At 61.7% G+C, this 25,501-nt stretch carries 32 protein-coding genes; 28 read left to right on the top strand and 4 right to left on the bottom strand.

Annotated elements, in window-relative coordinates; all coding sequences use genetic code 11:
* Nucleotides 1-102: 102 nt before the first annotated feature.
* The 5 genes from E2F46_RS01405 to E2F46_RS01385 all read left to right on the top strand — a co-directional run bounded on the left by E2F46_RS01405 (nucleotide 103) and on the right by E2F46_RS01385 (nucleotide 1,500).
* Nucleotides 103-309: a hypothetical protein gene (locus tag E2F46_RS01405; RefSeq protein ID WP_133320387.1), complete on the top strand. Its 207-nt coding sequence runs from the start codon at nucleotides 103-105 to the stop codon at nucleotides 307-309.
* 50 nt (nucleotides 310-359) lie between these two features.
* Nucleotides 360-551 (top strand): hypothetical protein, encoded by a 192-nt coding sequence (locus E2F46_RS01400; protein ID WP_133320386.1) that lies wholly within the window; start codon nucleotides 360-362, stop codon nucleotides 549-551.
* 190 nt (nucleotides 552-741) lie between these two features.
* Nucleotides 742-1,113, top strand: a complete 372-nt coding sequence (locus E2F46_RS01395; RefSeq protein ID WP_133320385.1) for a hypothetical protein — start codon at nucleotides 742-744, stop codon at nucleotides 1,111-1,113.
* Nucleotides 1,094-1,312, top strand: a complete 219-nt coding sequence (locus E2F46_RS01390) for a hypothetical protein (RefSeq protein WP_133320384.1) — start codon at nucleotides 1,094-1,096, stop codon at nucleotides 1,310-1,312. The genes E2F46_RS01395 and E2F46_RS01390 overlap by 20 nt, the downstream gene beginning before the upstream one ends.
* The gene (locus E2F46_RS01385) at nucleotides 1,309-1,500 is read left to right on the top strand and encodes a hypothetical protein (RefSeq protein WP_133320383.1); all 192 of its coding nucleotides are present in this window, start codon (nucleotides 1,309-1,311) and stop codon (nucleotides 1,498-1,500) included. The genes E2F46_RS01390 and E2F46_RS01385 overlap by 4 nt, the downstream gene beginning before the upstream one ends.
* 147 nt (nucleotides 1,501-1,647) lie before the next feature.
* On the opposite strand, the gene E2F46_RS01380 is transcribed toward E2F46_RS01385, so the two are convergent.
* Nucleotides 1,648-2,778, bottom strand: a complete 1,131-nt coding sequence (locus E2F46_RS01380) for a hypothetical protein (protein WP_133320382.1) — start codon at nucleotides 2,776-2,778, stop codon at nucleotides 1,648-1,650.
* 171 nt (nucleotides 2,779-2,949) lie between these two features.
* Between E2F46_RS01380 and E2F46_RS01375 the strand changes: the two genes are divergently transcribed.
* Nucleotides 2,950-4,470: a DUF6035 family protein gene (locus tag E2F46_RS01375; protein WP_133320381.1), complete on the top strand. Its 1,521-nt coding sequence runs from the start codon at nucleotides 2,950-2,952 to the stop codon at nucleotides 4,468-4,470.
* A 301-nt stretch (nucleotides 4,471-4,771) separates the two neighbouring features.
* Here the strand turns inward: E2F46_RS01375 and E2F46_RS01370 are convergent, their stop codons facing one another.
* Nucleotides 4,772-5,155, bottom strand: coding sequence for a helix-turn-helix domain-containing protein (locus E2F46_RS01370; protein WP_049408827.1), 384 nt, complete (start codon nucleotides 5,153-5,155; stop codon nucleotides 4,772-4,774).
* A gap of 149 nt (nucleotides 5,156-5,304) precedes the next feature.
* Between E2F46_RS01370 and E2F46_RS01365 the strand changes: the two genes are divergently transcribed.
* The 12 genes from E2F46_RS01365 (at nucleotide 5,305) to E2F46_RS01310 (ending at nucleotide 12,332) form a co-directional block, all read left to right on the top strand.
* Nucleotides 5,305-6,123, top strand: a complete 819-nt coding sequence (locus E2F46_RS01365) for a hypothetical protein (RefSeq protein ID WP_243720260.1) — start codon at nucleotides 5,305-5,307, stop codon at nucleotides 6,121-6,123.
* Complete coding sequence (locus tag E2F46_RS01360) at nucleotides 6,120-6,482, top strand: hypothetical protein (protein WP_133320379.1); 363 nt, start codon at nucleotides 6,120-6,122, stop codon at nucleotides 6,480-6,482. The genes E2F46_RS01365 and E2F46_RS01360 overlap by 4 nt, the downstream gene beginning before the upstream one ends.
* A gap of 61 nt (nucleotides 6,483-6,543) precedes the next feature.
* Entirely contained in the window at nucleotides 6,544-7,011 is a 468-nt protein-coding gene (locus E2F46_RS01355; protein ID WP_133320378.1) for an ABC transporter permease, read from the top strand.
* Between the two features lie 202 nt (nucleotides 7,012-7,213).
* Entirely contained in the window at nucleotides 7,214-7,513 is a 300-nt protein-coding gene (locus tag E2F46_RS01350) for a hypothetical protein (RefSeq protein ID WP_133320377.1), read from the top strand.
* Nucleotides 7,514-7,558: 45 nt separating this feature from the next.
* Nucleotides 7,559-7,867 carry a hypothetical protein gene (locus E2F46_RS01345; protein ID WP_133320376.1) on the top strand — a complete coding sequence of 103 codons (309 nt, stop codon included), beginning with the start codon at nucleotides 7,559-7,561 and terminating at the stop codon, nucleotides 7,865-7,867.
* The gene (locus tag E2F46_RS01340) at nucleotides 7,854-8,351 is read left to right on the top strand and encodes an ankyrin repeat domain-containing protein (protein WP_133320375.1); all 498 of its coding nucleotides are present in this window, start codon (nucleotides 7,854-7,856) and stop codon (nucleotides 8,349-8,351) included. Before E2F46_RS01345 ends, E2F46_RS01340 begins: the two co-directional genes overlap by 14 nt.
* Before the next feature lie 246 nt (nucleotides 8,352-8,597).
* Nucleotides 8,598-8,852: a hypothetical protein gene (locus E2F46_RS01335; RefSeq protein WP_133320374.1), complete on the top strand. Its 255-nt coding sequence runs from the start codon at nucleotides 8,598-8,600 to the stop codon at nucleotides 8,850-8,852.
* 148 nt (nucleotides 8,853-9,000) lie between these two features.
* Nucleotides 9,001-9,231 (top strand): hypothetical protein, encoded by a 231-nt coding sequence (locus tag E2F46_RS01330; RefSeq protein ID WP_133320373.1) that lies wholly within the window; start codon nucleotides 9,001-9,003, stop codon nucleotides 9,229-9,231.
* A gap of 43 nt (nucleotides 9,232-9,274) precedes the next feature.
* Entirely contained in the window at nucleotides 9,275-9,760 is a 486-nt protein-coding gene (locus tag E2F46_RS01325) for a hypothetical protein (protein ID WP_243720259.1), read from the top strand.
* A gap of 101 nt (nucleotides 9,761-9,861) precedes the next feature.
* A complete protein-coding gene (locus tag E2F46_RS01320; RefSeq protein WP_133320372.1) occupies nucleotides 9,862-10,557 on the top strand; it encodes a DUF6988 family protein in 696 nt (231 codons plus the stop codon).
* Nucleotides 10,558-10,641: 84 nt separating this feature from the next.
* Entirely contained in the window at nucleotides 10,642-11,559 is a 918-nt protein-coding gene (locus E2F46_RS01315; RefSeq protein WP_133320371.1) for a hypothetical protein, read from the top strand.
* Nucleotides 11,556-12,332 (top strand): AbiU2 domain-containing protein, encoded by a 777-nt coding sequence (locus E2F46_RS01310; RefSeq protein WP_133320370.1) that lies wholly within the window; start codon nucleotides 11,556-11,558, stop codon nucleotides 12,330-12,332. The genes E2F46_RS01315 and E2F46_RS01310 overlap by 4 nt, the downstream gene beginning before the upstream one ends.
* Here the strand turns inward: E2F46_RS01310 and E2F46_RS01305 are convergent.
* Nucleotides 12,313-14,481: a type 4 pilus major pilin gene (locus E2F46_RS01305; RefSeq protein ID WP_165967315.1), complete on the bottom strand. Its 2,169-nt coding sequence runs from the start codon at nucleotides 14,479-14,481 to the stop codon at nucleotides 12,313-12,315. The genes E2F46_RS01310 and E2F46_RS01305 overlap by 20 nt on opposite strands.
* 174 nt (nucleotides 14,482-14,655) lie before the next feature.
* Here E2F46_RS01305 and E2F46_RS01300 point away from each other — a divergent pair, with 174 nt between their 5' ends.
* From E2F46_RS01300 to E2F46_RS01280, 5 genes are all read left to right on the top strand, one after another.
* Nucleotides 14,656-14,844: a hypothetical protein gene (locus E2F46_RS01300; protein ID WP_133320368.1), complete on the top strand. Its 189-nt coding sequence runs from the start codon at nucleotides 14,656-14,658 to the stop codon at nucleotides 14,842-14,844.
* The gene (locus E2F46_RS01295; protein ID WP_207949490.1) at nucleotides 14,841-15,359 is read left to right on the top strand and encodes a hypothetical protein; all 519 of its coding nucleotides are present in this window, start codon (nucleotides 14,841-14,843) and stop codon (nucleotides 15,357-15,359) included. Before E2F46_RS01300 ends, E2F46_RS01295 begins: the two co-directional genes overlap by 4 nt.
* Nucleotides 15,360-15,444: 85 nt before the next feature.
* Nucleotides 15,445-16,053 (top strand): ParA family protein, encoded by a 609-nt coding sequence (locus E2F46_RS01290; protein ID WP_243720258.1) that lies wholly within the window; start codon nucleotides 15,445-15,447, stop codon nucleotides 16,051-16,053.
* On the top strand, nucleotides 16,050-16,658 hold the full coding sequence (locus E2F46_RS01285; protein ID WP_133320367.1) for a hypothetical protein: 609 nt from the start codon (nucleotides 16,050-16,052) through the stop codon (nucleotides 16,656-16,658). The genes E2F46_RS01290 and E2F46_RS01285 overlap by 4 nt, the downstream gene beginning before the upstream one ends.
* A gap of 28 nt (nucleotides 16,659-16,686) precedes the next feature.
* Nucleotides 16,687-17,811 (top strand): AlbA family DNA-binding domain-containing protein, encoded by a 1,125-nt coding sequence (locus E2F46_RS01280; RefSeq protein ID WP_133320366.1) that lies wholly within the window; start codon nucleotides 16,687-16,689, stop codon nucleotides 17,809-17,811.
* On the opposite strand, the gene E2F46_RS01275 is transcribed toward E2F46_RS01280, so the two are convergent.
* On the bottom strand, nucleotides 17,744-18,835 hold the full coding sequence (locus E2F46_RS01275; RefSeq protein WP_207949489.1) for a hypothetical protein: 1,092 nt from the start codon (nucleotides 18,833-18,835) through the stop codon (nucleotides 17,744-17,746). The two genes, E2F46_RS01280 and E2F46_RS01275, sit on opposite strands and share 68 nt — an antisense overlap.
* Nucleotides 18,836-19,603: 768 nt before the next feature.
* On the opposite strand from E2F46_RS01275, the gene E2F46_RS01270 reads away from it, so the two are divergent.
* The 5 genes from E2F46_RS01270 to E2F46_RS01250 all read left to right on the top strand — a co-directional run bounded on the left by E2F46_RS01270 (nucleotide 19,604) and on the right by E2F46_RS01250 (nucleotide 25,428).
* Nucleotides 19,604-20,002: a hypothetical protein gene (locus tag E2F46_RS01270; RefSeq protein ID WP_133320365.1), complete on the top strand. Its 399-nt coding sequence runs from the start codon at nucleotides 19,604-19,606 to the stop codon at nucleotides 20,000-20,002.
* A 30-nt stretch (nucleotides 20,003-20,032) separates the two neighbouring features.
* Complete coding sequence (locus E2F46_RS01265; RefSeq protein WP_133320364.1) at nucleotides 20,033-20,677, top strand: hypothetical protein; 645 nt, start codon at nucleotides 20,033-20,035, stop codon at nucleotides 20,675-20,677.
* 61 nt (nucleotides 20,678-20,738) lie between these two features.
* Entirely contained in the window at nucleotides 20,739-22,061 is a 1,323-nt protein-coding gene (locus tag E2F46_RS17550) for a hypothetical protein (RefSeq protein WP_207949488.1), read from the top strand.
* A gap of 65 nt (nucleotides 22,062-22,126) precedes the next feature.
* A complete protein-coding gene (locus E2F46_RS01255) occupies nucleotides 22,127-22,462 on the top strand; it encodes a hypothetical protein (protein ID WP_133320363.1) in 336 nt (111 codons plus the stop codon).
* Nucleotides 22,463-22,476: 14 nt separating this feature from the next.
* Entirely contained in the window at nucleotides 22,477-25,428 is a 2,952-nt protein-coding gene (locus tag E2F46_RS01250; RefSeq protein WP_133320362.1) for a TraM recognition domain-containing protein, read from the top strand.
* Nucleotides 25,429-25,501 lie beyond the last annotated feature (73 nt).

Raw genomic sequence — 25,501 nt, 5'->3', positions numbered from 1 at the left:
GCTCCTGCGCTGCCGCTGCGGCGCTGCCGGGGTGCTGCAATGCCTGGACGGCTTCCTTCACCGGTTCGCGAGCAATCCGCTCGAACCCAACAGAGAAAGATCATGGCCAAGAAGAACCAGCCCGCCAACGACCGCCTCGACGCCTTCCTGGTCGAGGAATACGAAGTCCAGGGCGAGAAGCGCAGCAACTGGTCGAAGATCGGCGCGGCCTGGCCGCACCAGGACGGCAAGGGCTACCGCCTCGTCCTCAACGCGGTGCCGGTGAATGGCGTGGTGGTCCTGCGCCTGCCCGAACCCAAGGAAGACTAACCGCCACGGGGCCCTTCGGGGCCCCTTTCTTTTTCACTGGGAGAACACCCATGACGACCATCACCGCGACCTGGCGTGACGCCTTCAACGCTGCTCTTCAAGCGCACTTCGCCATCACCACCGACGACGCTGGACTGACCGACACCGAGCTGTCCCGCTACGCGGATCTGGAGCCGAAAGCCGCAGCCCTTCAGTTCGGCGAGGACTACGACCTTGACCGAGTCGACCGGGGTTGGCGCTGATACACGCAAGGGGCCTTCGGGCCCCTCTTCGTTTTTTTGCCTAACAAAGAAGCGAGCGGCGCTTCGCTATTTTCAATTTTAGTCTGCAACCTCTCCTTGCGCGTTTGTCGTGCAGATGTATCCCAGGGGTATGACGAACGGGATACGAGCGTCATACACCGACAAACGAAACGCTTGGAGAGGAAAAGACATGTTCATCAGTTTCAGAGTGACGCGCAAAGGGGTCGTAAACATCATCGTTGCAGCCATCTTGGCACGTCTGTTTTTCATGGGCATGGACGGGGTCGATCGCTTCTCCAGCGATTGGAACCGCGTGACGGGAGCGAGCATGCCCGGTTCAAGTGGAGTGCGCGATGTCGTCACCGATGTGCGTTCCACTTTGCCCAGTGAGCTGGACGAATTCCTGGCGCGCGCGGAGGCCGATGCGGTTAGCAGCCGGTCGCTGCTAGACGTGCTCAAGAGCGTGGCCGGTATGGCTGACGCGTCCACCACCCCTGATCAACCCTTGCCTTACGGCGCCGCCCAACAGATGGAGAGCCCCTATGACCGTTATGCCGAATGAACTCAAGCCTTCAGTGAAGCCGTGGCGGTCTATTCCTTTAGAAGGCTGGGCACTGCTGACTTGGTGTGGGCACACCGTTGCAAACAAGCACGCCCCGTTTTCCCAGCGGCGTGACGCATCGCTGGGTCTGGTTGGTGCTTACGTGGTCATCGCCTCCTGGATTGTGTTCCCGACGATGATTCTGGCAGGTGCTGCATGATCACCTTCGGTGCCATCGTCACCACCGCCTGGGTGGTCCTGTTCCTCTTCATCGTCTTCTGCATCGCTGGCATCCATTGGAAGAGCGCGAAGCGACAGACGGGCGTTGCCCGCCGCCGCTCGCTGCTGAAAGCCGCGATCATTGCGGGCCTGGCCGTCGCGGTGGTGCTGTCCTTGGCGTTGCCATGACCCGGCTGGCTTACGTTCAAATGGCCGTGCGCGTGCCCAGGGACCTGAAAGCGCGGATGGAGCAGCTGGCGGCCGAGCAGAGCAAGCACGTCAGCGAGCTCGTCCGTGAGCTTCTGACGGAGGGCATGAAGGACAGGGGAGCCCCCATCAAGCCGCCGGTGACTTCACGATCCGGTGGTTGAGCAGGGGGCGAACGAAGTTCGCGGGACCCGACTTGTCCAACGGCTGCGCCCTGACCTGGTATTGCCCGGTCTCGCACAACCGCAGCAGTTCTGCTTCGTCCGTCACTTCCCGCTGGCCATCCTTGGTGTTGCCCATCTTCGCCAGGCGAAAAGCGACCAGGCCGGTGTCCTGATTCTTCATGCGCACCGGCACAACCTTCCGGCCCTCGTTGCTGACCAGGTGAAAGGTCTGGGCGAAGTGCGCATCCAGGCGGGTGGGAGCCGCTGCCTGGGATACAGGTGAGGTGGGCTTAGGAGGTGTGGGGCGAACTGGTGGGGGAGTGGTGACAGGTCGGTTGTCTGTCACTGAAACGCGCGCAGGAGGTGACGTGCGAGACGGTGCCGAGTCGGTCGAGTGACCGAGCGCGGCCCGCGCCAACAAGCGCTTGCGGCCCGACTCGGTCGACCCATCGCCGGCCACCCATTCCCCGAACGTGCCGTTGGCCCCGCTGGGGTGCGATGCGAACACCCAGGTGCGGTCCTGCGCGCGAAAGGCGACGTCGTTGACGTCCTGGAAGTCAGAGAACTGCTCGCGCATCAGGCTCTTCACCCCCTTCACGTAAGCGTCGGTGGTGCCCAGCATGACCACCGTTTCTACGCTCTCCGGAAGAGGGGCCAGATGGCGGCCGATGCACGTCTTCATGGCCCGGAGCGGAAAGCTGGCCTTCGCCGCCTTGGGCATGATCGTGCCACTGCTCTTGAGCTGCCCGTTTTCCATCACGGAGAGCCCGCAACGGATCAGCGATGCGGCGCCCAAGACGCGCCCGCTGGCGCTCAGGGCTTCGTCGATGCTCTGCCCATCGAGCTCCAGGCCAAGCCCGTCCAGCACCGCCTTCAAACGGGGACGCATGCCTGCGAAGGCCACCGCATCGAATTGCCCTCCCGCGGCGGCAGCGATCTGCGTGGCGCCCTTGGAGAAACCCAGCACGAGAACCCGGGGGGCTTGAGCGCCCCAATAGCCGGGGTTGGCGCGAAGGTGCCAATCCCCTTCTACGCGCACGTCCTCCCCTGGGTGGTGGCACGCCCTGCATGGCTGCCAGCCGTGTTGTGTCGTCATTATCGCCCCCGTGTGATGTTTCGAAGGGCCCTATAGTTAAGCCACGAATCGAGTGCCGGCAACCACTTTTTGTAGGCGGTTTTTAGGCGATGAGAACGTATCTCGACAAGCTGGCGAAGTGGGCGCGAGCATGTCTCATCTTTTGCGACGGATGCACAGTAGTGTTGTGGCATGGAAAGTCCCGTCCGATACGTTCCTGCCTCGAAGCGTTCCCATGACCTTGTCTGGGACCGGGTGAGCGGTGACGCCCTCACCCTCGACGATTTCATGGAAGGTCGGGACTACGGAGAGGTGGTCCGGGATGGTCGTCTGGCTGCGGAGCTTGAGCTGCTCGACGGAACACCGCGCTACGTCTGCCCACATTGCAAGGACGCCATGGGGGTGAGGTCCAAGGCCATTCGGGCGCGCACCGAGATCCGCTTCTACTTCGACCACCTCACGGCGCGGTTGCGGGAGAGCTGCACCGGCCGCAAGGGCCACTCCCCCAAGGCCATCCTGGCGCGCAAGTTCGGGCTGCACAAGGAAGGCTCCCTCCACAAAGCCTTTAAGCAGTGGGTGAGGGACAGCCTGGATGCCGACCCGTCGTTCTTCAACACCGAAGTGGAGCGGCGGTGGTGGGACGTGGACGGCGCGAAGTGGCGCCAGCCCGACATCCAGACCCAACGGAACGGTCAGCGGTGGGCCATCGAGATCCAGCTCTCCACCACCTTCGTGCACGTCATCGCCGAACGCATGAAGTTCTACCGCGAGAACACCGGGCACATGCTCTGGCTGTTCAAAGATCTGGACCTGTCGAAGTTCCGGTTGGCCGAAGACGATCTGTTCTTCTCCAACAACCGCAATGCTTTTCGCGTCACCCCGCAAACAGTGGCACGGTCCCAGCGGGAAGGGCGCTTCTACCTGGAGGGCGCCTGGCTGGAGCCCCGCCTTGCAAACGGGGTGGTGGAGGATGTGGAGGTGCGCCGGGAGGTGGCCTTCGACGAGCTGACATTCGACACTTGCAGCCGCGGCGTTCCCAGGGCCTACGCCTTCGACTACGAAACGCAGAAGGCAGTTGCCGAACAAGCCGTTGAGGCCTGGCGGGAGGAGCAGGTCTGGGCCAAACGGCGGGAGGCCTTCGAGACGTTCTATGTGGCACTGCTGCGCGGGGAGATCGAGGACTACAAGGAGCGTGACCGGCGGTGGGACGAACTGCGCCGATCGTTCGCGCAGGTGGGAATCACCCTGCCTCAATACGTCAAAGGCCAAGGAGAGCTGGACCGGCTATTGGTGGCCGGCTACTCGGCCAAGCACGGTGAAGGAAAACCCATCGGCATCGGGTTCGAGACCTTGGCCGAACTCGGTCATCACATCCACAAGGTGTGGCCCAAGACGCTCTGGTTCTACCGCTGCATGCTCCGCGCGCACGGCCAGTTGAAGACCGTGTTGGAGCAGGACCGAACCAGAAAACTCCAGGGCAAGATGAAGGACGTGTTGTCCAGCCTGGCCAAGGGCGAGCGCAGCTTTCAGCCCGATCGCACATGGGACGGGTTGTTGATGCGCCTGTTCCCCGAGGTGGCGGACGTATGGCAGGCCGATCCTTCGCACGTCGCCAAAGCGGTGTTGCGCCTACCGCCCTCGCAGGGCGCTAGAAAGCGAGTTGTCGAAGAGAGCGGTGAAGATCGCTTCGCAGAAGCTCAAACTCGCCGTTGAGTAACCGGGCCGTTCGCCGAATGGCCTCCCAGTCGGGGGCCTGCGCAGGGGTCGTCCGTGCTTTATCCAGGAGCGCGTCAGCGGTGCTTGAAAACACAACGAGGCGCTGACGGAGCCGGTCCGGCAACGCGAGGTCCTGGGCGAGCAGCGCCCGGGCTTCGGCCGCGTTGAGCTCGACCATGCTCAGATCAACGAGTGCGGCGAGATCGACCCTGGGGGAGGGTTGCGCCTGATCGGTGGGGGTGGGGCTCAGCAGACGGGAAATCCATTTCCACATCGGGATCATTCCTTGTTGTGACTGCTATTCCTTGGTGAGATGTGACAACTGCTCAATGAGCACGTTGCGCTTTTTCGGTGGCAACTCAGAAAGCTTCTCCAAAACCTCCGCCAACCGGACTTGCTGGGCCTCGTTGTGCTCGCCCAGGGCCAGGATGGCGTTGGCCATGGCCGGAGAACTGGCCAACAGGTAGGCGGGTGGGACGTCCAAGGCCAAGGCCAGCTCGAACAGCGATTCCAGGCTGATGGCCATGCTCTCGCTTTCATAACGGCTGATCCGCGCGGACGCGGTGTCCTTGTCCAACCCCATGCGCACCCCGACCTCGCGTTGGCTCAGGCCTCGCAGCTGGCGGGCCTGGCGCAGGCGCGCCGCCACGACAGCCCGAGGGACCGGCGGGGGAGTGCTCACGGGCTGAACGGATGCAATGCAGGCATGCCGACAGGATGACCCAGGCCCTACGCCCCGGGTAGACTCTACGCACCACGTAAGTCCGTGGCAAGGAGCCAACAGGGGGTTCTATGGCAAGCAAAGGGTGGGCCGGCGCGCTGACGCTGACCTTGGCGTTCCAGGCCCAGGCCGGGGACGGGAAGGGGTTGCTGGAGACCATCGGGCGGGCACTGGGCAACACGCCACGGGTGGCCGCTGAAAAGGCACGCAGTCCCTACCTCGACCCGACGGGGACCTACTGGGATCTGGACCAGGAAACGCTGGAGGGGGCGCAGCACCTCCGGGTGGGCCAGACAGCAACCGGTGGGGCGGGTTCGGACATGTGCGACATGGATCTGCTTGCGATGGCGCACTCCAACTATCGCCAAGACGCCCAGCGGCGGCAGTGGTGCCTCTACCAGTGGTGGGTGGCCGACACCAAGATCAACGGCCCCAATGGCATCGAGAAGACCCAAACGGACGCGATCGAACGCCGGTTTGGGCCAGCGTTCGATGCGCGACTGGAAAAGTTCAAGACCACGCGCCGGTTCGCCGTGCGCCCGCAGTTCGTGTCGCTGGGAGGCATCGAATACAACGCAGCTCGCGGCGTGATGGAGGTCTACGTCCCCATGCCGCAGATCTCCGCCTCCGGGCTGTCGGTGACGGGCAAAGGCTTCGTGCCCTGGCATCGGGTCACCCCCACGGGTGTCTCCAGTCCACCCCACGCCGGGCGTTACGAGCTACTGATCCGCATGGACGCTGCCGAGGCCGCCAACCTCGCCCGGCAAGGCCGCGATGCCCGCGATGACCTGGTGGTGTTCACCGTCAACCGGGTGTGGGTTGAGAACACGGTCCCAAAGATGGACGTGACCGTCGAGCGGGTGCGCATCGGCTACCGCAATGAAACGATCGAAGTGGATCTCACCAAGAAGCAGGGAGCAGGCGCATGAAGAACGCAGGAATCGCACTGGCAGTTTTTACGCTCTCGCTCGCAGCCTGCGGGAGCAAGGCAGACATGCCCACGGCAGAGCAGGTCGCTAAGGCTTACGAAACTCACCTGAATGCCAATCTGGTTGCCCAGCTGGGGCAACGGATGGAGGTCCGAGGCTGGGACGACCTGAAGGTGGATTGCACGTCCAGTGGCCCCGAACGGGTCACCTGCGTGACCAGTGGCACGCTGGATCTGGTGGGGTTCCATGGCGGCGTGCAGTTGAAGCCCGAGCCTGTTCCGGTGCCGGCGGAGTTCGACATCACCTTCGCGAAGCAGAACAACACGTGGGTGCCGATCAGCGCGCAGAAGAAGCGCTGACCCTTGCCAGTTCTCCAGTAAGCGGTATGAGTAGGGGAAGCAACCCATCACGGAGGTCCACATGAACATGAAATCGACGTCGCAACACATGAACTGGGGCGCCTTGCTGCCCGCCTACGTCATCCTGGGCGGTGCTGCCCTGCTGATGCTCGGCGGGGCGCAGGAGATCAGCCAGAACAACGGGCACCCTTTCGGTGTTGTCCTTGCGCTGCTCGCGAGCGCTGCCCTGTTTGGCGTGCTGGTCGTGCTGACCTGGATGAACTGGCGGGCCGCGAGATTCCGTGCCTCGCGCTGGGGGTGGTATGACCAGACTGGCCAGAAAGGCGGCTTTCTGAAGGGCTTCCTGTTCGGGCTGCTGGGCGTCTTTGTTGTCCACATGGTGTTGCTATTTGCAATGGTCACTCCCTCTGCGCCGAATGCTGTCAGGGCAATTGCATCCATCTCGCTGCAGCCGATTTCCATTCTCTACCCCGTCGTGGCCGTGGTAGCCGGCTACCTGACGCGCTTCGTGCGGGCCACGCGCATCTGAGAGAAGAAGAGCCAGTGAGCAACTTGAAGCCCCCGAAAGGGGGCTTTTTTGTGCCCAGCGAAAAGCATCTGAAAAGCACCACCTGGCGGTGGAAAGCACATCGCCTTCGGCGCGGGATCGATGTTAGGAATATTTGCTTCGCGAGGCCGCAGATTTGCACTTTAGTCGAAAAAAGATCCATGGATCGCATGGACAAAATCGCGTGGCGATCTACCTTGAAATTGTAGGGAGGCAATCGCGCCGGCCTAGATCTCACAAGGAAATCGCAATGTTGAATCAAACTTCACCTCGTCGTTCTTCGTTGGAAAACCGTGCACATCGGCTTGGTCTCACCCTTTCCGAAGCTGGGCGTCACGCTCGTGCTGCGGCCGCTGGACAGAACGAGCCATTGCCTCGATGGGAGTTGTCTGACGGGAAATACCAAGACAGCATTCGCGGGTATCGCTCTCTCAAGGAAGTGGCTCAGGCGCTGCTGGAGCATGAGATCAACGCTGAAACCTGAGAGTGCGAGATGCTGCCTCTACGCAATCCCCGCCTGGACAACCCCATGGGGCGCCTGCCGACGTCCTTCATCAACGCCCACGATGCCGACGAGATCCGCCGGTTGGCTGAGAAGCACGGCATTCCGTTCAACGAAGCCGTGCGACAGATTGTGGCGCTCTACTTCCGTCAGCCGTTCCCACTTTCCAGAAAGCGGATGGGCGACAGCAAGACGGATCGGCTGCCCGAAATGGTGGCCCCGCGCCACGTTGTGGAAGGCATCCATGCTCTGGCGTCGTCACTGGGTCACACCCGGGGCGAAGTGTTGCGTCAGATCATCCGGGGCACGCTGAGGAAGCGCCGTGGCCGTGATTGATCGCACCCCGCCACCGCCCGGCAGCCCCAGTGCGGAACTGATCCACGCGTGTATCGAGGGCAACCTGGTGGGGGTGCTTGAGGCACTCCGGGAGGGGGCAAACCCCAACGCATGGCGGGAGAACGAAGGTCCGGCCATCCATTCCGCGCTGGCCTGGCCTCGCATCGTTGAAGCCCTGATCGAAGCGGGGGCGGAACCGCACGCGCGCAACTTCTGGAGTGAAAGGCCGCTGGAGAAGCTCGCGTCGGACTACCAAGCCAGTGAAAGCCCAGTGGAGCGGGGGCGCATGGAGCAGACCGCGCGTCTGCTGATGAGGCTTGGCGGCAACGCTTACCGCGCCAGCCCGTTCTGGCGAACAGGAACCCTGCGCGATGCAATGCCCAAGGTGGTGGCGAAAGTGGAAGCCGAACTGCGGCAGGAGCTGCTGCAGGACAGGCTGGTGACCGTGGCCGACACGCCGACGGTAAGCCGGCCGCGTCTTTAAGCAAGAGCAACTGCACAACGCCGCCACCGGCCGCTGCGCGACCGGCGATCTGAAAAGCACTTGATGGAAGAAAGGCAGCAACGCCTTCGGCGAACATTCGATGTTAGGAATATTTGCGTGAAATTACGCAGTTTTTGATTTTAGTCTTGAAAAGATCCATTGCAGCCATGGACATTTTCATGAGGCGATCTACCTTGAATTTATGGAAGGCAACCCGCCAACCAAACTCAATAGAGAAAGATCATCATGACCATCAAGACCTACACCCCCGCCGAAGCCATCCAAGCCGCGCAAGCCGAAGGCTGTATCGAAATTGCAGCTGGCGTTCACCTGAGCTCGCAAGAGAACATCGTCGCCGACCAAGACGACTGGAGTGTGGAAGGCGACCAGATGCACGACTTCACCAAGGCTCCTTACTGGATCACCACCAACGATGGCCAGGTCCAACCTATCTACGGTATGGACGACAAGGACCTGATCGACGTCCTCGCCAACGCTTGATCGACAACGACACTCCCATCAGGACCGACAGTCATGACCATTTCCATCCTCGCCGCGCTCGCTCCCATCGTGCTGCCCTTGAGCGTTTGGCTCGGGGCTCGCATCTCGGACGCCATCGAAAACGCCGCCTGGGCGTTCTGAGGCCGCCATGGCAGCACGGCACTACTACTACGCTTACGAGCGCACGGACGGCGAGGTGTGCTACCTGCCGAAGCTTCTGCACGAAGGCATCCAGCGTTACCCCCACACCATCGGTCACTACCACCTGACCCAATGGCTGGGCGTGAGCAAGCTGCTTACGCCAGAGCAATACAGGGCCATCGGGTGGCTGGGCACGAACCGACCGATCGCCAAGCGTGCCGCCGCAACAACGGCCTGATGTCGTTTCACCGACTGACACAAGCGCAAGGCAAAATGTGGGCATGAATCAGTCTGCCTCCCATGAACCCGACGACGTTTTCCTCCACGCTCCTGCTTACGGCCTCCTGCTCGGACAGACCACCTGCCACTTCTGCCATGCCGAAACGCCCACGGCGGCGGTGTGGGTGCCGTCCTTTGAGGAGCGCGACGATGAAGGCTTAGTGGACCAGGGGGAGGGCGCCTTGCTGCGCTACATCGAGCACCTCGACGAGAACGCCACCGCTTTCGTAACAGGCCACGCTCCCTGGCTTCGCTACGCTCCCACGCGCACATCCGGCCAGATCTACCTCGCCCACCACTGCACCACCTGCGGAGCCCTCCAGGGCGATCACTTCGTCTTCTCCCCCGATGGCCCGTATTGGCCTCAGGACGACGCTCAGTTGGCCTCCCTTCGCTTTATCCGTGGGCTAGGCCCGCTCACAGCGCGGGCTTCCGCGGGGCAGAGTGCCTGGATGGAAAAGGTGCAGGAGGTTTGCGGCCACGTATAAAGGGCATGAGCTAGCTATACGCTTCCTTGAGGATGACGGAAAGTGAGAACTGACAAGCTGGTTGGTGGCAGACTATGGGTAACTGATGATGGATAGTCGCAATGGACGAAGAATCCCGGCGTGTCATTCTCTGTCGTTGCGTTAAGTCGCGCGAACAGAACAATCGCCTTCGGACCCTATTGCCAGCTACAGGGGAAAACGCCCTGCGAGTAGAGTTCGCACGTTGCGCTATCGACCTGGCCTTGGAGCACCACTCCGCCTTCATTCGACTCGTTGAGGCCGAGGAATACGGGTCCGCGGCGGCGCTGCTGCGCCCCATTCTAGAAGCGTCCGCAATCGGCTACTGGTTCGTCTATGTGGCGCCATTAAAAGCAATCCAGGGTCTGGCTGTAGATCGTCAGGACAATCCTGTCGATGATGTGCCTATGCTGCGGGATATAGCGCAAGCTCTAGTTCCGTTCTTCCCGCCTATCCAGGCAATGGTGGATGGATTCAAGAGCGGTGGGCCCGCAAAGTGGCTGCACAAATATGCGCATGGTGGAACACCCCAACTCAATCGTCGGGTTGGTCCTGGCTGGATAGAGGCTGAGGTCATCCTTGGTCTGATAAGAGCCGATCTCTTCTGCGTTCTTGCCGGTTGCCTTGAGACAGTATTGTCCCCAAATGCTGCCTTGACAGCTTATGCGTTCCCACGGCGAGACGAGTTGGGAGAAGAGTTTCGTTTAACGTTTGATCAACCATCGATTCCCTCACAACCTCACGAGTTACCGAGGGCTCCCCTTTTGGAGGAGGTATGAGACGAGACTTCATCATTCGCGCGTTATGTTGTGGAGCTGTTTTGACTCCGCAACAATGTTGAAAAGTCACAAGGAAGGGTAGGAATGGAGAAGTTCGATTGGTCGAAGGTTGAATTCGCACGCACTCGCTGGCGTAGTCAGGTAATTCCAGATGCGCTGCCCATCCTCATCCGGTGGGCCCAGGAGGGTGAGGCCCATTCCTACAGCGACCTGGCCCAGGAGCTGCACGACACCTTCGGGCATGAGATCAAACCCCGCAAGGACCTCTACGGCACCGTCGCCGGCGGCGTGGCTCAAGCCCTGCAGTGGCTCAGCGACCAGTGGGAGGAACCCATCCCACCACTCCACGCGATCGTGATCAACAAGGCCACCAAGCACCCCGGAGAAGGTGCGATTACGATTTCGCCCCGTTACTTCGCCGGCAAGAAGCTGGACACCGAGGAGGAAAAGCGCGCCCATCTTCGTGAAGCCATGGAAGACGTTTTCACTTACCCCGACTGGGACCGCGTCGCTCGCGCCCTAGGTGCCACGATGCTGACCCCGGCAACGGGAGCGGTGCTCGAGGTGGCGGCCGACGCTCCGCTGCCTCTTCCGAAAGTCCAGGATGGCGGGAAGCCGGAGAGCGACGAGCACAAAGCCTTGAAGGCGTGGGTGGCCAGCCACCCCGAGGAGTTCGTGGACTACGGGAGCTTCCCCGCGGGCACCAACGAAAAGGTCTTGAGTTCGGGCGACAGACTGGATGCCCACTTCGACAACGGCCGGCATCGCCTGGCGGTGGAAGTGAAAGCCAGCAAGTGCTCAGAAGACGAGCTGCAGAGGGGTGTCTACCAAGCGGTGAAGTATCGTGCGATCGTCCGGGCTGAACAGAAGGCCATGCGCCATGTTCCCAACGGCGAGGCCGTCCTGGTCTGCACGCGCGCTCCCAACTCGGAAACTCGCGCTCTCATCAGGCGTCTGCAGGTTCGGTTTCAGCAGGCACCGCTGGAGGCAGAGCAGGCATGACGCCCAGTGAGCTGAAACAGCGTGTTCAGCAGATCGATGGATTCATTCGGGTTCTTACTCAGGAATGCCACATCCTCGACGAGCGGCGGCACATTCTGGCGCCCCTCATACAAAACACAGAGATCCAGGCGGGACTGAAGGCGAAACTGGATAAAACCATCGGAGCCGGCGCGTGGGGGCATTTGCCCCCCTTACTTGCGCAGGATCTCATTCGCGACCAAGCCCGTCTCTTCTTGGACACGGGTCACAAGACCGGGAGCCTGCCAAACCTCTGGCGAAAACTCCATGCCGATCCGGCTATAAAGGATCACTACCGTCGCAGCTACGGTCGCATGTTCGACAAGATGCACGTGGGCAGTATTAGCAATCTTTCAGCAGAAAGTTCTGCTGCTCTCATGAAGCGTTTCAGACAGCAAGACAGAAAGAAGAACTATGCGCTCTTCGATAAGAGCTGGGCGAAGCTGAGTGCTGACATGACGGCGCTGAAGGTCGATCCGGTGACCATGAAGATCAGCACTTACCGGGACAAGTATGTGGCCCACCTGGAGATGCGTAAGCTCGATGAAGAGCCGGGCGCCTTCAACGTAAACGTCCTTGGGCTCACCTTTAACGATGTGCTCGGCTTTGCAGATAAGTGCCAAGGGATTGTTTCTGAGCTGGGTCTATTGTTGACGCACACCTACTGGGATCCTCAGCAGTTTGCTGAAGGCCATGCCAAACAGGGCACGGACATGTGGAGAACGTTGGCAGGCCTCAGTCCGTCACCGAAGTGATACAGGTTAGTCGCACCGTGCGCCACGCCACCTGGCCAGAGCCGAAGGCATGGTGCCAGCGCACGTTCTCGATGACCTGGCCCGCCGTGTCGCTGGTGCAAGCCGGTGGAGCAGGCAAGTAGGTGTTCACCACACACCCCGGTTGGCCCGTGCACACGATCGAGGATTGTGAGGGAGGGGTGACATCCCGCTGCCAGATATACGGGTAGTTGGAGCGGCCACGCAGCGCGGATTCGCACTCCAACCGGCAGACTTCAAAGGAGACGTTGATGGTGTGCGAACTGTAGTCACAGTAATGCATGCCCATAAACGGCACGCAGTTGAAAGACTCCTGGTAACCAAACTTGACGTTCCCTTCGTGGCTGTAGGACGTGCATTGGGAGTGGTAGAAGCCCTCTCGGTTGAAATCGAGTGGGTAGTTGCCGCCCGGGTGCGATGAGCCCGGGAACTCGTTGTAGGTCCACGTGGCAGCGGCTTCTGCCGCGTTCAGCGCCGCGGCTTCGGCCGGGGTGGGGTTGACCCACACGTCCGGGGCCCAGCTGGCGTTGTTGCTGCCTGAGACGCCGGTATGGTTGGCGGCGAACCAGGCCGGGATCTTCAACGACCCGTCGGCGCAGCGCGGGCGGCTCACCACACAGGCATTGACCTCGTTACGGCGCGTTCCGGTGTTGGCCCAAGCGGTCCACCCGGTGAATGACGCCGGAGGTATCGCGAAGGTGCTGGCAGGGCAGTTGTAGGAGCCCGTGCGCGAGCGGGTCTGAAGGTCTTCCCAGGTGTGCGAACCGGTGGTTCCATTTGGGCAAGGCGCTGACGCCGGCACCCACTGGGATTCCGTCTGGTTGAACGGCGCCGGGCACGTGGCACAGGTGTTGGACAGAGGTGTCCATACGCCCCAGGCACCGGAGCCAGAGCACACGTAGGCGCGTTGCTCTTGGATGGCACCGAACTGGCCTGAAGGACAACCCAGGGTGCGGCTCTCTGGTGCCGGGCAGGCCGCGCACGTGTTGCTGGTTTGCGTCCATGACCCCCAGTTGCCCATTCCGACACACACAAAGGAGCGCTGCTCCTCGATGGCCCCGAGCTGGCCAGCGGGACAGGCCAGGGTGCGGCTTTCTGGCCCAGGGCAGGGCGTGCAAGTGTTGCTGGTGTCCGTCCACGGTCCTGCCGTCGTCGCTCCAGCCCACGCTTCGTAAACCGAGGGGTCGGGCCCGCAGTGGTGCCGGCGCGATTGGAAGACCTGGCCCACCGATCCAGCAGGGCAGCTCACCGTTCGGTTCTCAGAATTCTCCACGCACGCTGCCACCGTGGTGGGCGGAGGGAGTGGAGCTGTAGCCGGAGGCGCGGGCGGTGTGACCGGAACGACGGGAGTGGCCGTCGGCGGCGCAACCGGTGCCGGCGGTGGAGGTGGGAGGGAAGGAGCTGGATTGATGGGGCCCACGGGAGCGGCGGGGCCCACTGGCCCAGCAGGGCCCACGGGACCGCCCAGGGGAGGAGAGCCGTGAGGGGCAGTTGAGGTCGGGGTGGGGGGAAGCTGCAGCGGTGAGGCCGCCACTGCCGCTCCCGCCACCAGCCCGGTGTGGAAGACGAATCTGATCCTGCCATCTCCATCGGCGCAGGCATCCGTCAATGCTTGAAGATCGAGGCGCCCGCCGTGGTTGCGAATCACCGAAATGTCCGACACCTGGACGTCCCACGGGTCGCGCGCGTTGACGGCCACGAAGTCGGCGCACGAGCGTGCGGGCACCTGGTGGTGGACGATGGAGAACCCATCCCCGAAGCGCGTCACCGTGTAGGGCTCGACGGTCACCGCACCGTCCCAGGCGTTGGTCAGCAAACCCTCGCCATCGGTTAGCCGGGTGGGGGCGAGGCCATCGCGCACGATCGTGCCGGCACTGACGCCCGCGAAGGTGCCCAGCAATCCGAACGAGTTCTCCACCCGTGTGGACAGCTCGCGCAGGTTATCGGTCTCGTCCGAGACCTTCGACTTAGCAGACACGTGCGAATAACTCGCGAAAGCGACGACGGAGAGCACGGTCAGCCCGGCCAGGGTTAGCAAGGTCTCCACCATGCCGAAGCCCAGCGCGGAGCGAACCCCGCTGGAAAGGCGAGAGGGGGAGGGAAGTTTGCGCAGAGAGGGAGGTGTCTTCATGCATTTCAGCATGCGATGCACTGGTGGTTTGGCAAGCCCCTGTTTTTAGTCAGACTTTTTGCGATTTGCCCCCTTGACTCGACCTGTCGGTGTGGTTGCATGGGGTTAAGCCGATTAAACGAGTGGGGCGACCTACTCATAAACGGTCAAACCTAAACCGACAGGAATCACCCCATGCACCAAATCTTACTGGCCGTGCTCCAACCCCGCTCGGGCTTGTTCATGAACGCCGCCAACGAGCCTTGCCGAGGCTTCGTTGAAGCCGCCCACATCCCCAACTCGAAACGCCATCGGCTGGTTCGCCTGGCGAAAGAGAAAGCCCACTTCGAGCAGAAGAGCCGAAAAGAGGCGAAGTGGAAATGAGCGCCCTCAACCCCAAAGAGCGCTTCGCCCGCGAGCTCCACGCCGCGGTCCAGGCCAACAACCCGTTTCTGCTGCGCCACCTGGTGCGCCGCATTCATCAAGCCCGAATCGACGCCTGGCGGTCAGCTGAGGAAAATCGTGGCTTCCCGTCGCTGGATGCCCCATTGAGCCCGCAAGGAATCACGGCGTTCCACCTGGCTTGCATGGGGTGGAAGGCGTATCGCGACAGTCCCCACTTGGCCTACGGGTTCAACCAGATGGCCCTCATCCTGGCGGCCGCGGGCGCGGACCCCTTCGCCGAATACTGGATCGGCAATCAGCGCCGAACGATCTTCGAGGAACTGGAAGGCGATGTTCCACCCGCGTTGAAGGACTGGATGGCTGAGCAGCCCTTTGATCTCCACGTGTCACCGTCCGAAACCATGATCACCCAGCGGACGCTTCCCCCCATCAAGTGTGGGGTGAGGTCACCCCAGCAGTGCGCCATGTTCAAGGAAAAGAGTCCGGCGCCTTAACGGCTAAAACATTTGCAAAAACATGCACTTGCGTTGCGATTGACTCTCTGTAGAGTCGGTTGGGCTACCCCTACCTACTCAATTGATGGAGTTTTCAATGCGCTTGTGCTGCTTCTCCCTGAAGGGCGGTGTCGGCCGCACCACCTTGGCCCTGAACCTCGCCGGGTGTTACGCCCGCGACCCCAGGCTGCGTGTGCTGGTGAACGACCGGGACCCCCAGGGCGGCGCCAGCGCTTTTGCGGCACTGTCCGATGAAACTCCGTTCTCGGTGGGCCGCTCGCGCTCTCCAGGGTTCAACATCGAAATCGCCGACACGCCTCCACGGCTGCCGGACAATGAGATCATTCCCGAGGCCGACCTTTACCTAGTCCCCACGCTGCTAGATGGTGCCAGCTTCCTCATATTTCTGCGGACAGTGGAGGTGCTGGAAAAGAAGGGCAAGCGCTACCTCCCCATCGCCAATCGGGCGAATGAGAAACGCGCTTCTCACCGTCGCCGGTTGGATCATCCTAAGATGGACGGCGCAGTTCTTGTGCGTGACCGAGCGCTGATCGCGGACTGCTACGAGCAGGGCCAGACGGTGTTCGACGCTGCCGACCGGTGGGCACTGAAAGCCCAGGAAGAGATCCACGGGTTGGCGGTGAGGGTGCGCAAGACCCTCAAGCGTGACGGCAAGGGGAGGGCTGCGGCATGATGGACCTCCCGCTGGTTTCCCTGCCCGACCTACCCATGGCCACTCGCAAAGCACCCGCCAAGAAGGCGGCGACGAAGAAGACTGCCAAGCGCTCACTGGACGACGTCAAGAACGTTACCCACACCAAGGCGCCGCGCACGAGCACGAAGGCCGATCCGGCGATCGGGCGCATTCCTGAGCACATCTTGCTGGGGCCGGGCGACTACCCGGAGCGGAAGTCCTACTTCGACTACGACGACAGCCAGCGGGCGGGCACGGTGGGTGGCAAGCGGGTTCACATGGTCATGCCCCGGTCGGTCACCCTCCACGACTACCGTCGGCGCGAGGATGGCCTGCGCCATCACCGCGCGATGGTGACGATCCCACCGAAGCTTCGGGAAAACATCGCCAAGCTGTTCGGCTACGAGGACTCCGAGGACGCCGGCCGGGAAGTGGCCCTGACCACCGCGATGGTGGCGCTGGCGGACTACGCCGCCGCGACGCTCATCAAGGAGAAGACCCTCCTGGTGGTGAGCTCGCCGGCAGACGCGCACGCCGAGGACCGGAAAGCCGCCAGGGTGGCCGTGCGGAACCGGGGCAAGGCCAGGAACGGAAAGATCTACTGACCGGCCGGGTGGGATACGAGGACAGGGCATGCTTCCCGATTCACTCCTGGAAGAACTTCGAAGCGCCGGTGAAAGCTCGACCTTGGACTACAAGGCCGAGCGCTACAAGTTTTCGAAAGCGACGGATGACGAAAAGTCCGAGTTGTTGAAGGACATCTTGGCGATGGCCAACGCCCAGCGCAGTGGAGATGCCTACATCTTGATGGGTTTCAAGGAGAACGCCCCGTATCCAGCAGAGGTAGTGGGGCTGCCAGCAAAGGGCGCGATCGACGATTCAAGGGTTCAAGAATTCATCAACCTCAAGCTGGAAAGCAAGCTAGCTTTTCGTTATGAGGAGCAACTTTTCGACGGCAAGCACATCGCCGTTATCACCATCCCCAAGCAGTCCCGGCCGTTCTACGTCACCAAAACCTTTGGCAAGGTGGAAGCCAACACGGTCTACCTGCGCCGCGGCAGTTCGACCGGCATTGCCACCCCTCGCGAGATCTACCGGATGGGGGTGGCCGACCAGTCCAAGGGTGAGGCGCACTTCGACCTGCAGGTCTTGGATCATGAGAACCAACCCCTCGGTGAACATTTCGAGCGGACGTTTCTGACGTTCGATGAGATTCCGGATTACAGACGCGCGCAACTTTCCGCGTTCATGACCGCTCCCAACTACACCAGTGCTAATCGCAACTACTGGAGAGACGGGGCGGATTATCACCAGTCCAAGAACAGCCTCATTAGGATCAGGCTGGCTCTGACCAACCGTTCCGATTTCTCGCTGACCGGAACCAAGCTGGAAGTCACGTGGACTGCCGATGACGGACAGCCTTTTAAGATGCTGACGGCCGACGACCTGCCGGACCTTCCCAGTGATGAGTGGAATTTTCGGGCAGCAATCGTGGGCGATGGTGCCGCAGAAGTGGACGAGGACGGGCCGGTGCCGGTCTACCAGTGCACGCTGGGAAGCGTAAAGCCTGGAGAGTGTCGGCGGGTAGACGAAGACATGGCTTTCCTTCCCATGAAGCCAGGGGAGTTCACTATGCATGTCCGAGTTCTCGCGAACGAGATATCAGCACCCCACGCCATGGAACGCGTTCTTACGGTGGAAGGGGAGTGCAGGCACCTGAGCTTCGATGATCTTCAGGAACTGCTCGACGAGGACTAAGTCGCTTAGCCTTCAGCCAGGTCAGGGCGAGATCATCCACGTCAGCCTGCACGGCCGCCCGCTCCCCAGGAAGCCATTCCCGAACCTGGCCGGCGTCCACCGCGGCGTCCCGGTGCTCCAACCGGTGCCGGGCTTCCAGCCACCTCGCTTTCGTTTCCGCCTCCCTCGACGCTCGCCGCTTCTCCCGCATGCGCACTGAGCCGGCCTTCTCGCTGTATGCCTTGATCTGACCATCGACGGCCAGTGGCCAGGGCGTTTCGTGCGCGCCTTTGCGTCGCTGGCGCACCTGTCGCAAGGTCGGAAACCGGGCCTTCCAACTGTTCAGGCCGGTCCGCTCGCCGTGGGCGGCATCGTGTGGGCTCATGTCGATGACCAGGGCGTGGTGCTCGATGAGCTGCCAGACAGCGACTTGAAAAACTTCTCCCGAAACGTCGAAGCCCACCACCTCCCCGTGCTCCACCCAGCGGCCTAGATGCACATGGCGCAGCAGGGCGGCGGCTTCATTGCGGGTCGTCTGGGTGCGCTGGCCCACCGGCCAACCTACGAACCATCCGTTTTCATGGCGTTCGACGTAGACGAGAAAGCGGGGATGCTTCCAGCGCTCACGGAGCAGGTCCAGCACGGTTCCGTCTTTCGCGTAGCGACCCACAGAGGTCAGGTGATTGTCCGAGCGTTGCAACACTCCCAACCGGGCTTCCTTCAGCGGGTTCAGGTGTTCGGCAGGCACCTTTGCAGCCAACTCTTCCCAAGCCAGAAGGTCGCGCGCGCCGCGTTCGACCGCGCACTTCTTGCAGGCCATCCGCAGGTTCGACGGTTCGACCGGTCCGCCCTGGTTGAACGGAACGAGGGGTGACAGCCCCCACGACTGTCGGCGGCTCACCTCGATGGGCGAACAGCAGAACGCACATGTCGGGTTGTCTTGTCGTCGCAGCAGGTCAAGCGCCCACCTGGGGGTATCGGCGGCACGGGCGCGGTGCTTCTCCAACACCCGTTGAGCAAATGCCTGGAAGTCGGCGAGGGTCATGGGGTGGCCTCCAACGAACGGAAAGCGATCCGGAGTGGGGTGTCATAGATGGGGCGCGAGCACTTCAACAGCTCCCTCACTGGATTGACTAAAACGATAAGGCGCGCGGAATTCCCAGCCATGTTTCGGGTTGCGAGGGTGACTGCTCTCGTGTGACTAAAACGACCGGTGCGGTGCATCCAGCGTCCCCCAACTGGTTTGACTAAAACGATTGCCTCACCGGTTTTCGAGCGCAGCGCCGATGGGTTGCGGTGGTCACGGATGAGGGTTGGCCGGCGAAGAGAAACGGGTGGCCGAACGAACGCAACTGGCTTTCCGTGCGACGAGCGACGGAGGGCGAGAGGGGTAGGGGTGCGTGGGGTGAGGAAAGGCATGGCGTGAACGTGGGGAGAGATGAACCGGTTGGGGATGCACCACTAATACCGCTGAATTGGCTAACCGCAAGGGGTGGCGAAAAGCAACGGCAACAGCTCCACGTCGGTTGAAGCAGTGTCGGCCCAGGCACCGAAGCAGAAGCCTGGAGGGTGTCCTGGACTCGTCATACACATGACGCACTGAAGTGGGTGTGCGCTTCGCGCCCAAAATCTGCGTCACGAACGGCGAAAGCTCAATGCAATCAAGGCCTGACCGTGTCACAAGCGTCAGGAGACAAGGTCAGCGCTTGTTAGCTCCTTTCACCCATGTTTTTCAGGCTCCTGCGGTGGGGCCTTGCCAACTCGCGGATTCCAGGTATCGGTGGAGTAATCCAGAAACGGAGCTACTCGACCAATGGCGTTCGTTCGTCAAAACGTAAATCTCGATCGCGAGCAACTGAAGCTGGCTCGCCGTCTCGCTCGCGAGAGCGGGGTGGCGTTCAGCGCTTACATGCGCGATGCACTGGAGCGGCACAACGCGGGCGTCACATTGATCGCGGTGCTAGAGAACTCGAACGCCCACCTGGAGCTTCTGCTCGATCAGCTGCGCGAGGAGAACGCGACCTTGCGCCGCTCTCTCCAGCAGGACCACCAACGGTTGCGCGACGAGATGAAGGCCGAGCAGGCCCAGGCCATCGAACGCTACGAAGAAGCGCTTCGCCGTGTCCTCTCCGCTGCGATCGCTCCCACAGCACCCAGCAAGGCCTCGGCCAAGACGCCCGCGGCCAATCCCATGCTCTCCCCCCGCGTCTGACCCTTCCCCCACCACTAGGAGATCCATCCCATGAAACGTCGCTCCCTCACCCTGACCGTGTGCCTGGTCGCCTGCCTTCCGTGGGCAGTCCCGCTGCAGGCCTGGGCCCAATCCACTCCCACTGAACTCGGCAACACCGAGGACGCCAAACCTAAGTCCGACAAGAAGCGCTTGTTCAAGGCCGGTGGCATCGGCTGCGTGGCCGGCGGTGCACTCGCTTTTGTCACCGGCAAGAAGGACAAGGCCCTGGCCGCTTGCGCTGCAGGTGCAGCCGTGGGCGCCACCGCGTCTTACGTGAAGCAGCAGCGCGAGCACGCCGAGGAAGCCGCTGAAGCCGCGCGTGCCGCTGGCATGAAGGCCGAGGTCGTGACGAAGACCGAAACCGTCGAAGGCAAGCAAGAGGCGGTGCTGGATTCGCTGCGCTTGAACTACGACCCCACCGACATGATGCAGCTGGACAGCAACACCCAGGCGTTCCTCGACAAGTTCGCCGGCCTGCTGACCAAGTCGACCAACGGGCTCACGGTCGTGTTCCAGGGCACCGACAAGGTCGCCTGCCAGATCCCCATCGTGGAGCTCGCCAAGCGCGGTGCGCTCTCGAAGGTGACGGTGGACGACCGCTGCGGCAAGGGTGAACACGTCATCACCGTCACGCCGGTGCCCGATGTCCGTTGAGCCGCCTGCCCGGGTGTCCTCGCGATGCCCGGGCTTCCTTCCCCATCCCCCAGGAGATCCCATGACCCCCGAAGAACTGATCCGCAAGCGCAAGCGCGATGAGCTGCTCAAGCGCGCCAATGCCGCGCAACCAACCACGCCCACCGATGGGGAGCAGTTGGTGTCCGAGAACACCAAGGAGACATTGAAGGCCGCCGGTCACTGGGCAGGGGTGATCGGCAAGCGCGCTGCCGAGTTGACCCAGAAGGGGGCGCTCGTTGCCGCGGAGAAGGCGAAGGAGGTCAAGGCACAACTGGACGCGAAGCGGGCAAAGACCGCAGAGGAACGGGTTCAGGCTACAGAAGCCAACTCGAGCACCCTGACAGTCCAGCCGGCCAAGGTCGATGTGGCGAGAAAGTTTTTGAAGACCGAGACGGCGGGTTCTCTCGTGGCGGACGGAATGGCTCAGGACCTAATCTCTGTCGATGGCGAAGGTAGGGAAGGCAAAGCTCCTTTCGCTGAAATGGCAGTCGAGGACTTGGTCGAAGCATTGTCCGTCCAGGTGCCACCAGCAATTGCCGGTGAAGGTGAAGCACCCTTGGCCAACATGTCGCAGCAGCACGTGGCAGATAACCTGTCCGTTCAATCGGAATCGGATTCTCCATCTTTCGAGGGTGTCTCGTCCGAAGTCATCGAGGAAGTGCTGGCCCAGATAGTGGAAGCTGGAATACATGACGAACGCGGATTTCTCTCCCCAGAGCCACCAGGTGGCACAGCGCGGGAGATGGCCCGATCAGTTCTTGAGGAGGCCGGTTACGCCAAGACATCAGGTGGACGCGTGTCGGATTTGGCCGATGACTCCAAGTTCGCTTCTCCTTCGGAAGACCCCTTGGGCGAATCCGTGCCGCCGCCGGATGACGCCCACAGCGAGGAGGTGACGCAGCCGTGCATTGGAACCGACGACACAACCCCAAGACGCAAGGCTTGGCCCTGGCTCGTGGGCGGCGTTGTGGCGGTGGCATTGGTCGCTGGGGCGATCAATTTCCTTCAGGGGAAGGACGACCAGCCGCCGCCGAGCGCACCCGCTCCCGTGGCACACGTTGCCACTCCGGTTGTTCCCGAACAGGTGCCTGAGGTGCTGGAAGCCCCCGTGGTCTTGCCAGCGCCAGCAGTGCTTCCAGATCAGGCCAGGCCGGAGCACACGATCGAGAAACCCGAGCCTGTCGCCGCTCCCCTGGTGAAGGCGCCAGCGCCGATTGCGACCCAGTCCATGCCTTCTCGGAAACGCGCGTCCGCCCCTTTGCCGAAGAAGGCCCATGCACCAGCCGCGGCGCAGAAGAACGACTGGCAGCAAAAGGCGAGCAACGATTTGGATGCCTGGGCGGAGAAGTCCGGGATCAAGTGACCCCCTTGCCAACTCGCCGATTCGATCTAGAAAGAAGTGACCTACTCATCATTCAAGGGGGAAACATGTTCCAGTGGCTTTTCACTCAATACCGGGAACCAGGAAAGCTCCACTTCGGCTCGAAGTGGATGAGCCTTCATGGGCGACTTTTCATTGGCAGCCCGGAGTCGCTGGGCATGGGTCAACTGAGTGAGCCCGTGAGGCGCTCCTTCTACTACCTGCGCGCCGATCGCGTGCCGCCGGTGGACAACGATGCGGCTTACGAGGCCTGGACCAAGGATCGGCTCTACGCGAGCAAAGTGGAGCAGGTGGCTGAGCGTTGGGTGGCCAAAGCGGGGTTCCTGGTCACCGCGCCATTCTGCGCGGTGCTTACCGTCCTGGTGCATTGGCTTGGCAACTAAGGGAGAACACTGACATGGCATTGAACATCAGCATTCTGAGCGCGATTGACTGGACGAGCGGACTGGGACGCAAGTTCCGACGCAAGGAAGGAGAGAGCACAACCATTCGCGAAACCATCATCGTCAATTCGAACGCAGAGTTCGAGAACTTGGTGGGGCGCTTCGACCTGAGCGACCGTGTTCGCAGCCGCGTCCTGGACGTTCCACCGAAAGACACCCAGCTGGCTGCTGAGTGCGGCGCCGTTTGGAACGAGGAGCAGAACGCGTTCTTGGTCCCGGATGGAATGAGCGAAGACGATTTCCAGGAGTGGTGGCCCAAGGTCCCCGAGGACCTGCGCGACAGCCAATCCCGAATCACCATCACCAAGAACGGCCGCCGGGCTGAGGGCTTCCTGCAGGGCAACGACATGGGGCAGGGCAACGACAGCATTGCCACGCCGTTGATGTATCTCGCGTTCCCCGCCATCGGTGCGCTGACCCTGTTCCTGGTCTCGCTGATCGGCTGGGCGGGCTGGGCCTTCCTGCTGACGAGCATTCCCTACTTCATCGCCCTGAAGCAGGGCGAGAGCATGAAGGAGGCTCTGAAGGCCTTGGTGCTCCTCCAGTGGATTCCGATGGGAATGGCCAGCATGTCGAAGATGAGCGCTCTAGGAATGGGAGGCGCAGCTGCCGGATCGGCAGGTTTCCAGGCTTACATGGCTTTCTTCACCAAGGCCTTGATGATCGGCTTTAGCCTGGTGGGTGTGATCTTCGTGGTCTGCCTGGTGGCTGCCGCCTCCCATCCCCACCGCGGTGTCATCGGCGGCACCGCCGCCCGGTTCATCCAGGCCATGAAGTGGGTGGGCATCATTGTGGTCGCCCTGCTGGTGTCCCAGATCCTCCCGTGGGGCCTGGGCGACGCCGTGCCCTTCGTCTTGGCCTGCATGTATGCCATGCAGTTCGCCGAGGGCAATTTCGTTCAGACCGGTGCGCGCCTTTACCTGCAGAACAACGACAACAACCTGGGCACCCAAGGCGCCTTGGTCACCTCGCACGTCAAGGCGCGCGAGCAGCAGGCCCAGAACGCTCTGAAGGACACGACCCCGCTGATTTCCGTTGCCCGATCCCTGGGTCACCTGACCGACAAGGGATACGGGTATTCGCCTGATCTGGGCACGGTGATGATGTTGTCTTGGAGGGACCTCACCCAAGGAATGATCATTTTCGGGGCCATTGGTTCGGGCAAGTCCTACAGCCTGATGCGTCCTTTGGCTCGTCGTTTCCGTCGAACTTCCCTAGCTCTTGCGACCAAGAGGGGAATGACTGGATTGGCCGGTGGTGCGCTGATCGTCGACGGCAAGGACGGCGCGATCATCACTGATTTGGAAGGACTGTTCGACATCGTGGTGAAGCCAGGACTATCCGTCGGCCCTTACGAGGGATTGGAGCCGGATCAGATCGTGAAGGCGTTGCGTGGTGCGTCCGGTGGCGTCGTGGACGAGAATTCCAAGTTGTGGTCTGACGGTGGCGACGCGTTCCTCTACCACACCGGAATCATCTTGAAGGCCTTGGTCGAGCACGAGGAGACCTACCGTGCTTGGTGCATGGCCAAGATCGACGGATTGGAACAATCCCACCTGCTATTGCAGCTCGAAGAGCGCAAGCTCCGCAAGCTGGGGCAGGACACCGCCGAAGTGGAAGAACGGTTGGCGGAGGTGGTTCAGGAAGTGGGTCTCTACTCCTGCGTCGTCGAATCCGATCGCGGTTGGGCCTACACCCCAATGCACCACGCCAAGCTGCTCGCCAGCGTCGAAAGCGTCATTCCGACCGGCACGCTCCCTAAGCCCAACCCAAAGGTCATGGAAGTGATCAAGTATCTGGGCCTGGAAGAGCCGGACAACAGCTTGGAAGAAGAAGGCCGTGCTGCGCATGCCGCTTATCTGGCCGCTTACCGGAAGCGCCAGCAGAACGAGCCGCAAACGATCCACCCGGATCTCAAGCGTCCGATGTCCCAACTTCAGAGCTCACTGGAATGGGCATTGCGAGAAGTGCCGGATATGAACGCCGAGCAGCGCCAGTCGTTCACACTCAACTCCCGTGGCTTGCTACAGAAGCTGTTGCGAGGTGAAAAGCTGCGCGATGGCAACGACATCCCCTGGCACTCCATCGAGAAGGGCGAGGTGGACGTTTCGAAGGTTCTGTATGGCGCAATGGTGGGTCTGTTCCTGCCCCCCACCCAATACGGCGAAGCGGGCGAAATGATGATGCGTCTGCTCAAGCAGCGGGTTATGAATGGCATTAAAGCCCGCGGTGCACACGGTGATAAGTGGCGTGACGCATTGCCAGGACAAGTGGAAGTCATGCTGATGATGGACGAGGCCCACTTGTTGCTCACTGCCGACGACACGGACCTGTTCTCCGTATCTCGTTCACTGGGATTGATGCCCGTGCTGGCAACGCAAGGGTTTGAAAGCCTTGAGGTTGCGTTTGGCAGCCGCACGCGGGCAGAAGTGCTGGCAAACACGATGCAGTCGTTGATTGCCTTTAAGTCCTCCTACAACACCAAGGATTACCTGATAAAGCGACTTGACGTGGCCATGCTGACCACTTTTAAGCAGAAGACGCGGGGCATCGACTACAAGGGCGGGCTGGACAACTACCGTCACTCGGTCCTCAACGACCCGAACCACCCCCATGCGGCGGTCTTCGACAAGATGCGCCTGGAAGGTGCGGGTCGCCTGACCGCCTTGCGCGTGGACCCGGCCACGGGTCGCCGCTGGAGGATTGGCGCGGAGGATGTCATTGGTCAGGACGAACTGGCCCGTGACATCGACATGCCCACGGGCGGCAAGCGCGAGGTCCAACCCCTCTTCGCACCTGAGGAGTATCAGGCCCTGCTGGAACCCCGCGGCCACGCCATCGTTGCCTTGAACCGCGCCGGTCACAAGCGCATCGACCTGGCCGAGCTGGTTCCTGACCTGGACTGACGGAGAACGGCGAGGGGGTTCGCCCCCCTTGCCAATCCGCCGATTTGATCAACCCTCGATGTATCCCATCCCC

It is taken from the genome of Luteimonas aestuarii (assembly GCF_004357985.1).
Taxonomy (GTDB): domain Bacteria; phylum Pseudomonadota; class Gammaproteobacteria; order Xanthomonadales; family Xanthomonadaceae; genus Luteimonas; species Luteimonas aestuarii.
Note: the sequence above shows the minus strand (reverse complement) of the source record. Positions and strands in the feature narration are given on the sequence as shown.

Bases quoted from the DNA above. Each gene is read 5' to 3' on its own strand.
- E2F46_RS01405 (WP_133320387.1), top strand. From the start codon at position 103: ATGGCCAAGAAGAACCAGCCCGCCAACGACCGCCTCGACGCCTTCCTG.
- E2F46_RS01400 (WP_133320386.1), top strand. From the start codon at position 360: ATGACGACCATCACCGCGACCTGGCGTGACGCCTTCAACGCTGCTCTT.
- E2F46_RS01395 (WP_133320385.1), top strand. From the start codon at position 742: ATGTTCATCAGTTTCAGAGTGACGCGCAAAGGGGTCGTAAACATCATC.
- E2F46_RS01390 (WP_133320384.1), top strand. From the start codon at position 1,094: ATGACCGTTATGCCGAATGAACTCAAGCCTTCAGTGAAGCCGTGGCGG.
- E2F46_RS01385 (WP_133320383.1), top strand. From the start codon at position 1,309: ATGATCACCTTCGGTGCCATCGTCACCACCGCCTGGGTGGTCCTGTTC.
- E2F46_RS01380 (WP_133320382.1), bottom strand. From the start codon at position 2,778: ATGACGACACAACACGGCTGGCAGCCATGCAGGGCGTGCCACCACCCA.
- E2F46_RS01375 (WP_133320381.1), top strand. From the start codon at position 2,950: ATGGAAAGTCCCGTCCGATACGTTCCTGCCTCGAAGCGTTCCCATGAC.
- E2F46_RS01360 (WP_133320379.1), top strand. From the start codon at position 6,120: ATGAAGAACGCAGGAATCGCACTGGCAGTTTTTACGCTCTCGCTCGCA.
- E2F46_RS01355 (WP_133320378.1), top strand. From the start codon at position 6,544: ATGAACATGAAATCGACGTCGCAACACATGAACTGGGGCGCCTTGCTG.
- E2F46_RS01345 (WP_133320376.1), top strand. From the start codon at position 7,559: ATGGGGCGCCTGCCGACGTCCTTCATCAACGCCCACGATGCCGACGAG.
- E2F46_RS01335 (WP_133320374.1), top strand. From the start codon at position 8,598: ATGACCATCAAGACCTACACCCCCGCCGAAGCCATCCAAGCCGCGCAA.
- E2F46_RS01330 (WP_133320373.1), top strand. From the start codon at position 9,001: ATGGCAGCACGGCACTACTACTACGCTTACGAGCGCACGGACGGCGAG.
- E2F46_RS01325 (WP_243720259.1), top strand. From the start codon at position 9,275: ATGAATCAGTCTGCCTCCCATGAACCCGACGACGTTTTCCTCCACGCT.
- E2F46_RS01320 (WP_133320372.1), top strand. From the start codon at position 9,862: ATGGACGAAGAATCCCGGCGTGTCATTCTCTGTCGTTGCGTTAAGTCG.
- E2F46_RS01315 (WP_133320371.1), top strand. From the start codon at position 10,642: ATGGAGAAGTTCGATTGGTCGAAGGTTGAATTCGCACGCACTCGCTGG.
- E2F46_RS01310 (WP_133320370.1), top strand. From the start codon at position 11,556: ATGACGCCCAGTGAGCTGAAACAGCGTGTTCAGCAGATCGATGGATTC.
- E2F46_RS01305 (WP_165967315.1), bottom strand. From the start codon at position 14,481: ATGAAGACACCTCCCTCTCTGCGCAAACTTCCCTCCCCCTCTCGCCTT.
- E2F46_RS01300 (WP_133320368.1), top strand. From the start codon at position 14,656: ATGCACCAAATCTTACTGGCCGTGCTCCAACCCCGCTCGGGCTTGTTC.
- E2F46_RS01295 (WP_207949490.1), top strand. From the start codon at position 14,841: ATGAGCGCCCTCAACCCCAAAGAGCGCTTCGCCCGCGAGCTCCACGCC.
- E2F46_RS01290 (WP_243720258.1), top strand. From the start codon at position 15,445: ATGGAGTTTTCAATGCGCTTGTGCTGCTTCTCCCTGAAGGGCGGTGTC.
- E2F46_RS01285 (WP_133320367.1), top strand. From the start codon at position 16,050: ATGATGGACCTCCCGCTGGTTTCCCTGCCCGACCTACCCATGGCCACT.
- E2F46_RS01280 (WP_133320366.1), top strand. From the start codon at position 16,687: ATGCTTCCCGATTCACTCCTGGAAGAACTTCGAAGCGCCGGTGAAAGC.
- E2F46_RS01275 (WP_207949489.1), bottom strand. From the start codon at position 18,835: ATGACCCTCGCCGACTTCCAGGCATTTGCTCAACGGGTGTTGGAGAAG.
- E2F46_RS01270 (WP_133320365.1), top strand. From the start codon at position 19,604: ATGGCGTTCGTTCGTCAAAACGTAAATCTCGATCGCGAGCAACTGAAG.
- E2F46_RS01265 (WP_133320364.1), top strand. From the start codon at position 20,033: ATGAAACGTCGCTCCCTCACCCTGACCGTGTGCCTGGTCGCCTGCCTT.
- E2F46_RS17550 (WP_207949488.1), top strand. From the start codon at position 20,739: ATGACCCCCGAAGAACTGATCCGCAAGCGCAAGCGCGATGAGCTGCTC.
- E2F46_RS01255 (WP_133320363.1), top strand. From the start codon at position 22,127: ATGTTCCAGTGGCTTTTCACTCAATACCGGGAACCAGGAAAGCTCCAC.
- E2F46_RS01250 (WP_133320362.1), top strand. From the start codon at position 22,477: ATGGCATTGAACATCAGCATTCTGAGCGCGATTGACTGGACGAGCGGA.